Here is a 7,587-nt window from a genome sequence, read left to right as displayed (position 1 = left end):
TAGCTGGGGCTACCAGAAGTGCGCACGGGTGGGGTCAGTGCGCGGCGACCGCCGCGCGGCCGGTGCCGCGACGGCGCCGCGCGGACCCGATGATCCGGCACACGATGTAGATGACGAACGCGATCGTCGTGATGAAGCTCGACACGGGGACGCCGGGGGCGAGGGACAGCAGGATCCCGCCGACCGCGGAGATCTCCGCGAAGACCACCGCCAGCACCGTCGCGGCGAGCGGCCCGCTGGTGACCCGCGCTGCCGCGGCGGCCGGGGTGATGAGCAGGGCCATCACCAGTAGCGCGCCGACGATCTGCACACCCAATGCAGCGGTGATGCCGACGAGCACTGCGAAGACGATGGACAGCCCTCGCACGGGCACGCCGCGCGCGGCGGCGACCTCGGGGTCGGTGCTGGCGAACAACAGTGGTCGGTAGATCAGCAGCAGCACCCCGATCACGATCGCGGCGCACACCGCGAGCAGTGCGATCCCGGTGCCGCCGGGAGCGACGATCTGTCCGGTGAGCAGCGACAGCGCCGCACCGGTACGGCCGTCGTAGGCCCACAGCAGCAGCATCGCGACACCGAGCCCGAATGCCATGATCACGCCGATGACGGAGTCTCGTTCGCGCGCGCGGGCACCGAGCAGTCCGAAGAGGACCGCCGCGACGACCGCACCGGCGACCGCACCGACCCCCACGGACACCCCGACGAGCAGTGCTGCGGCGGCACCGGTGAGTGACAGCTCGGAGGTGCCGTGCACGGAGAACGCCATCTGCCGACTGATGATGAGAGGCCCGATGACGCCGGCGAGCAGCCCGAGCAGTGCACCGGCGATCAGGGCCTGCTGCACGAAGTCGTACCCGAGCAGCTCCATCGTGGCGTCGATGTCGAAGAGATGGCTCATCGCATCGCTGAACTTGCTGCTCATTCGTCGTCCTCGGGGTGGTGATGGTGAACGCCTTCGCCGGGGCGCAGCCCGCCGGCGCTACCGAGCGCGTCGATCGCGTCGCCGGTGCCGACGACGACGAGCCGCCCCCTCATCTCGAGGACTTCCACCTCGGTGCGGTACAGCTCCGAGAGCACCTCGGAGGTCATCACCTCGGCGGGGGTACCGATGCGGAACTGTCCGTCGACGAGGTACAGGACGCGGTCGACGAGCGGCAGGATCGGGTTGATCTCGTGGGTGACGAACAGCACCGCCGTGCCGTGGTCGCGACGACGCCTGTCGATCAGTGACGACACCAGGTGCTGGTTGGCGAGGTCGAGGCTGAGCAGCGGTTCGTCGCACAGCAGTACTCGCGGGTCACCGACGAGCGCCTGCGCCACGCGCAGACGTTGCTGCTCGCCGCCCGACAGGTCGCCGACGGGCGCGCCCGCGTAACGTTCGGCGCCGACCTGGGCGATCGCGTCGTCGACGGCGGCGCGACGCCGTTTCCAGTGCCGCAGTCCGGTGCCCCACCGGTGCCCGTCGACTCCGAGGCCGACGAGGTCGCGCCCGCGCAGCGGCACACCCGAGTCGAGGGTCCTCTGCTGCGGCACGTAGCCGACGTGCGCGTTGCCCGCGCGCACGGGTGAACCGGCGATGGTTGCGCTGCCGGAGCTGAGCGGGAGCTGACCGAGCAGCACCTTCAGCAGGGATGTCTTGCCGGCGCCGTTGGGACCGAGGACGGCGACGAATTCGCCGGCGGCGACGTCGAGGTCGAGGTCGTTCCAGAGGGTGCGGTCGCCGAAGGCGAGTCCGGCGCCGCTGAGCCTGACAGCGAGTTCGGCTTCGACGACGGGTGTGGGTTGGGAGGAGGTCACCGGGATCCGTGTTCTCGAGCGGGTTGTCAGGGTGCGGTGTCGAGCGCGGCGGAGAGCGCCTCGGCGGTCCGGGTCTGCCACTGAATGTAGTCGACGCCCTCGGGGAGGGTTTCGAAAACCTCGACGACGGGGATCCCGGTGGACTCGGCCGAGCGGCGCATCTCGAGGCTCACCCGGTCCTCTGTCTGCGGGTTGTAGAGCAGCGCATCGACCTGCCCGTCGAGGAGGAGTCGGCGGGTCGCGGCGATCGACGCGGGCGACGGATCGGTGCCGTTCTCCACGGCGTCGGTGAAGTCGCTCGGGGTGCGGTCGTCGAGACCTGCGCCGACGACGAGATAGTGGGCGATGGATTCGGTCTGTGCGATCGGCGCGCCCGGGTGGGTTCGGGCGAGGGACTCGACAGTGTCGGCGACGGTGTGCAGTTGCGCGTGGAACGCAGCGGCGTTGTCTCGGTAGGTGTCGGCGCCGTCCGGGTCGAGTTCGGCGAGGTGGTCGGCGACGGCGTGTGCGACGGCGTCGGCGGTCGCGAGGTCGTACCAGACGTGCTCGTTGATGCCGCTGTGGTCGTGACCGTCGTGCGAATGACCGTCGTGCGAACGGTCGCCGCTGTCCGTCCCGTCCGCGGGCGTCGTCTCGGCGGTGGTGTCGCCGTGGTCGTGCCCGGCGTGCAGGTCGCTGTATTCACCGGATTCGAAGAGTGCGAACGCGTCGACGGTGGGGACGTCGCGTCCTGTGGCGTCGAGGATGTCGTCGACGAAGTGGTCGTATCCACCGCCGTTGTAGACGACGAGCGTCGCGTCGCTGATCGCTGCGGCATCGCGGGGGCTCGCCTCGTAGGAGTGCGGGTCGGCGGACGGTTCGGTGATCAGGGACTGCACCTGGGCGCGGTCACCGGCGACGGCCTGCGCGATCGAACCCCAGACGTTCGTGGATGCGACGATGCTCAGCTCGTCGGAACCGCCACCGGCGTCGCCGGATCCGCATGCGGTGAGGGCGGTGGCGCAGGACACGGCGGCCGTGACGAGCACGGCGCGGAAGGACAGTCGCACTGTTCCGGAGCTCCTGGGAATCGAGGCGTGGACGCGGCCGGCTGAGGCACGCCTAACGCTATTGGAAACCGTTACCGTTCCACTTTAGCGGACGAAAGTCCCGATCGTGTAGACCCGGCTGGCCGTGACGATCGGCACAGGACTACGGTCCGTTCATGCCCAGGTCCCGTCAGCCACATCGACAGGCGACCCTGGCGTCGATCGCTGCGGAACTGAAGATCTCCCGCACCACCGTCTCCAACGCCTACAACCGGCCCGATCAGTTGTCGGCCGAACTCCGCGAACGCGTGTTCGAGGTCGCCCGACGCCGCGGTTACGCCGGCCCCGACCCGATGGCGCGATCGCTGCGCACCCGCAAGGCCGGAGCCGTCGGAGTCCTGCTCACCGAGGCCCTGAGCTATTCGTTCCGCGACCCCGCCGCCATGAGTTTCCTGTCCGGACTGTCCGAGGCATGCGAGTCCGCCGGGCAGGGTCTGCTGCTCATCCCGGCCGGACCGGGCCGCACCGACACCGAGGCCGCGCAGGTCGTGCACGGATCGTCCGTCGACGGGTTCATCGTCTACTCCGTGCCGCCCGAAGACCCCTACCTCGCCGCAGTACTCGAACGGCACCTGCCGATCGTCGCGTGCGACCAGCCGCGCGACCTGGGGGCCGTCCCGGTCGTGGGGATCGACGACCGCAGGTCCATGCGCGACCTCGCGACGCACCTGATCGGGCTCGGCCACCGCGAATTCGGGATCGTGTGCATGCGACTGGGACATACCCGCAACGACGGTGTCGCCGACCTCTCGACGCTCGACACACCGGGCTTCCACGTGCAGCGCGAACGCCTCCTCGGAGTGCGTGATGCGATGCGCGACGCCGGTCTCGACGACGCGAACCTCACCGTCGTCGAGCGGTACACGCACACGTCGGAGGACGGACTGTCCGCGACCGCGCAACTCATGAAGATCAACCCGCGGGTGACCGCACTGATGTGCACGACGGACGTCCTCGCGCTCGGTGCACTCACCTGGGCGCACCAGGCGGGCCTCGACGTGCCGGGCCACCTGTCGATCACCGGGTTCGACGGTGTCGACGAGGCGATGCGCGAGGGCCTGACCACCGTGAGTCAGCCGCAGAAGGACAAGGGCCGGCGCGCCGGCGAACTGTTGCTCGCGGCACCGTCGCATTCCGGGACGCCCGAGGTGGAGACCCTCGACACCCACCTGGTGTTCGGGAAGACGTCCGGGCCGGTGGAGAGCACCGGCTGGTACGCCGAGTGACTCACGCGAGCCCACCGTGTTCACGCGGCTGCTGTTGCGGCCGCGCGAACACGGCCGAGCCGCGGGAGCGGCCCGCGGGCCCGGGACGGTCAGGCACCGTCCAGCAGCTGCGCGCACCGGAGCAACCCGATGTGGCTGTAGGCCTGCGGATGGTTGCCGAGCGCCCGCTCGGCGACGGGGTCGTACTCCTCGCTGAGCAGCCCCGTGGGACCTGCCGCCGCGACGAGTTGCGCGAACAACGCTTCCGCGTCGCTCCGCTGCCCGATCAGCAGGTAGGCCTCGACGAGCCAGGCCGCACACAGATGGAATCCACCCTCGGTGCCGGGCAGTCCGTCGTCGCGTCGGTACCGGTACACCGTTGCGCCGCTGCGTAGTTCCGCTTCGGTGGCCTGCACGGTCGCGCGGAAGCGGTCGTCGGTGGGATCGATGAGGCCGGTCAGGCCGATGAACAACGTCGCGGCGTCGAGGTCGGTTCCGTCGTAGGCCGCGGTGTACGAGCGGACGTCGTCGTTCCAGCCCTTCTCGATCACTTCCGCCGCGATCTCGTCGCGCAGCGCAGCCCAGTTCTCTCCGGCAGGACGGTCGAACCTCGCCGACAGCGTCAGTGCACGATCGACGGTGAGCCACCCCATGACCTTCGAGTACACGTGGTGACGCGGATTGTCGCGGATCTCCCAGATCCCGTGGTCGGGCTCGAACCAGCGTCGCTCCACCGCGGTGACCATCGAACGCACCAGATCCCAGTCGCGGTCGGTGAGCGCGTGGGAGTTCTCGGCCCCGTGTTGCTCCCGACGGTGTGCGAGGGCCGCGATCAGGTCGACGATCGGGCCGAACACGTCGAGCTGGACCTGCTGGTTCGCGGCGTTACCGACCCGCACGGGCCGTGAACCGGCGTACCCGGGAAGCGTGTCGAGCACGGCCTCGGGTGGCAGCGGCCCACCGGTCAGCGTGTACAGCGGGTGCAGCCGTTCCGGTCCGGGCAGTGTCTCGAGCACGCGGTGCACCCAGTCGAGATAGTCCTCGGCCTCGGTGAGGGAGTCGACGTCGACGAGCGCGTGCGCGGTCAGCGCCGCGTCGCGGAGCCAACAGTAGCGGTAGTCCCAGTTTCGGACGCCGCCGATCTCCTCGGGCAGCGACGTGGTCGCGGCCGCCAGGATCGAACCGGTCGGCGCGTGCACCAGACCCCGGAGGGTGAGCGCCGACCTCTTGGTGAGGTCGGGTTTGACGGCGGGCAGACGCAGGTCGGCGGCCCACTGCCACCAGTACCCTTCCGCGTGCGATCGACGCTCCACCTCGGACAGTGGATGCTCGGTCAGATCATCTGTTCCGCAGCGTAGTTCAAGGATCACGTCGCCGCGGGAGGGGTCGACCACGGCGTGTGCCGACTGGTGCGCGCCGTCGGTGGTGATGTCCCAGCGCACGCCGGGGGACCGCAGCACATACGGCTCGTTGAAGCCGTGCACGCGCAGACCGTCGTCGTCCACCTCGAGTACGACCTGTCCCTGTCCGAACTCGGGGCGGGGCGCGAACGTCACGACGGCCGTGGCGGTTCCGGAGATGACGCGGGTCAGATCGGTGCGGCCCGCATCGACATCGTGCGGCAGGTAGTCGATCACCGCGAGGCTCGCCCACCGCGTCACCACCGTCATGGTGGAGTCGACGTACCGCTGGCTCAGCGGCAGCGCTTCCCGCGTCGGACCGATCGAGAAGTGTCCTGCGGCGTCGCCGCCGAGCAGGTGCGCGAACAGTGCGGCGGAGTCGGGTTCCGGGTGGCACATCCACGTGATGGTGCCCTCCGGGGTCACCAACGCCTTCGAGCGGGGACTCGCGAGCATCGTCAACCGTTCGATGGGGACCGCGTGGGCACCGGACAGCCAGGTGCGACGTTCCTCCAACAGGAACGCGAGGGCCGCGACGACGTGCTCGGAACTGTCGATGCGGAATTCGGCGGCCGTGGCGCCGTCGCCGATCTTGACGCCGACGTCGGGTCCGCGCAGCGACCGGAACGCCTTCTCGTCGGTGACGTCGTCACCGATGAACACCGCCGCGCTCGACGCCTCCTGGTGCCGGATCGCGTCCAGAGCGCTGCCCTTGTCGGTGGGCACCACCGACAGTTCGATGACGGCCTTGCCTTCGGTGACCTGGACACCGGCGCGCACGGCGAGGGTGTCGTGGACCTCGGCGACGGCGGTCGCGGCATCGGCGTCCGAGGCGTTGCGTACGTGCAGCGCGGCGCTCGCCGGCTTGACCTCGACGTGGACCCCGTCGAATCTCGCCGCGACCGCCTCGAGGCCGTCGACGATCTCGCGCAGCAACGCGCGGGCGTCGTCGCCGATCGCGTGGACGAAGCCGACGTCGAACTCCGAGCCGTGACTGCCGACGAGCTGCACCTCCACGGGCAGTCGCGACAGCGCCGCCAGATCCTTCAGTGCCCGCCCCGAGATGACCGCGGCCGACGTCGAGGGGAGCGCGGCGAGGCTGCGCAGTGCCCGTACGGACTCGGCGTGCGGGAAGGCCTTGTCGGGGTCCGACACGATGGGGGCCAGCGTGCCGTCGTAGTCGGTCGCCACGAGCAATCGCGGCGTCCGCGCGACAGCGGCGAGGGCGCGACGCAGTTCGATGGGCAGATCTTGGGCGCTCACCTGTTCCAAGGTAAGCGAAGACTCCGGATCGTCCCCACCGACCGGTCACATCCGCGGTCGTGTTTCGTGTTACACCGACCCTGCACGCGGACGACGGGTCGCAGGGTTCAGGCGGTGGTGACCGACGGTCGTTGGGAACCGTCTCCGAGCAGCAGTTCGACCGTCAACTCGAGACGTCGGGCGACGTCGGTCGCCGAGGAGCGGCGGGTGAGCCACGCGACGAGGTTGGACAACCACACGTCGCTGATGACGCGCGCGACGGCCAGTTCCTCCTCGGTGGGTTCGGTGTCGGTCATCGCCTTCGCGAACAGCCGGTCCATGAGGTTGCCGACGTGCTCGACCTCGGCGGCGGCGGAGGCGTCGGCGAACATGAAGGCGCGGGTCATCGCCTCGGTGAGGAGCGGATCGCGTTGCATCGCCTTGGTGATCAGGCCCAGGATCAGGTGCATCCGTTCGAGGGGGCTGTGCCCGGGCGGAATCTTGCCCTTGCCCTCGATGCGGGCGAATTCGCGGCCGAGGGCGGATACGAGCAGGTGCACCTTCGACGGGAAGTACCGGTACAGCGTCCCCACCGCGACATCGGCGCGTTCGGCGACGGCGCGCATCTGCACGGCCTCGTAACCGCCCTTGGATGCGAGCGCCAGTGTGGCGTCGAGAATCCGCTTGCGCCGTTCCTTCTGGGCATTGGAACTGAGGTCGTCCTCGGTGAGGGCGGTCAGGGTTCCGTTTCCGTTGGAGCGGGACGTGGTGGCCATAGATCGCTTCCTCACACCTTGACTCTGAACCGGTCTCATATTAGAACACGTTCTAGGCCTGATGTCATACGAAAGTCTG

Annotated in this window: 6 protein-coding genes; 1 reads left to right on the top strand and 5 read right to left on the bottom strand. The window is 69.3% G+C overall.

Annotated elements, in window-relative coordinates:
- Positions 1-34: 34 nt before the first annotated feature.
- From LDQ05_RS12880 to LDQ05_RS12870, 3 genes are read right to left on the bottom strand one after another with little or no spacing between them, the layout of a single operon-like run.
- Positions 35-922, bottom strand: coding sequence for a metal ABC transporter permease (locus LDQ05_RS12880; RefSeq protein WP_226437359.1), 888 nt, complete (start codon positions 920-922; stop codon positions 35-37).
- Entirely contained in the window at positions 919-1,797 is an 879-nt protein-coding gene (locus LDQ05_RS12875) for a metal ABC transporter ATP-binding protein (RefSeq protein ID WP_226437358.1), read from the bottom strand. Before LDQ05_RS12875 ends, LDQ05_RS12880 begins: the two co-directional genes overlap by 4 nt.
- Before the next feature lie 26 nt (positions 1,798-1,823).
- Positions 1,824-2,846 carry a metal ABC transporter solute-binding protein, Zn/Mn family gene (locus LDQ05_RS12870; protein WP_226437357.1) on the bottom strand — a complete coding sequence of 341 codons (1,023 nt, stop codon included), beginning with the start codon at positions 2,844-2,846 and terminating at the stop codon, positions 1,824-1,826.
- A gap of 155 nt (positions 2,847-3,001) precedes the next feature.
- Here LDQ05_RS12870 and LDQ05_RS12865 point away from each other — a divergent pair, with 155 nt between their 5' ends.
- Positions 3,002-4,111, top strand: coding sequence for a LacI family DNA-binding transcriptional regulator (locus LDQ05_RS12865; protein WP_226437356.1), 1,110 nt, complete (start codon positions 3,002-3,004; stop codon positions 4,109-4,111).
- An 89-nt stretch (positions 4,112-4,200) separates the two neighbouring features.
- On the opposite strand, the gene otsB is transcribed toward LDQ05_RS12865, so the two are convergent.
- Together otsB and kstR are read right to left on the bottom strand one after the other, a co-directional pair.
- On the bottom strand, positions 4,201-6,753 hold the full coding sequence (otsB, locus tag LDQ05_RS12860; protein ID WP_226437355.1) for a trehalose-phosphatase: 2,553 nt from the start codon (positions 6,751-6,753) through the stop codon (positions 4,201-4,203).
- A 107-nt stretch (positions 6,754-6,860) separates the two neighbouring features.
- Positions 6,861-7,508: a cholesterol catabolism transcriptional regulator KstR gene (kstR, locus tag LDQ05_RS12855; protein WP_226437354.1), complete on the bottom strand. Its 648-nt coding sequence runs from the start codon at positions 7,506-7,508 to the stop codon at positions 6,861-6,863.
- Positions 7,509-7,587: the final 79 nt, after the last annotated feature.

This window comes from Rhodococcus yananensis (assembly GCF_020515525.1).
GTDB lineage: Bacteria > Actinomycetota > Actinomycetes > Mycobacteriales > Mycobacteriaceae > Rhodococcus > Rhodococcus yananensis.
The sequence above is the reverse complement of the archived record's forward strand: the minus strand, read 5'-3'. Positions and strand labels throughout refer to the sequence as shown.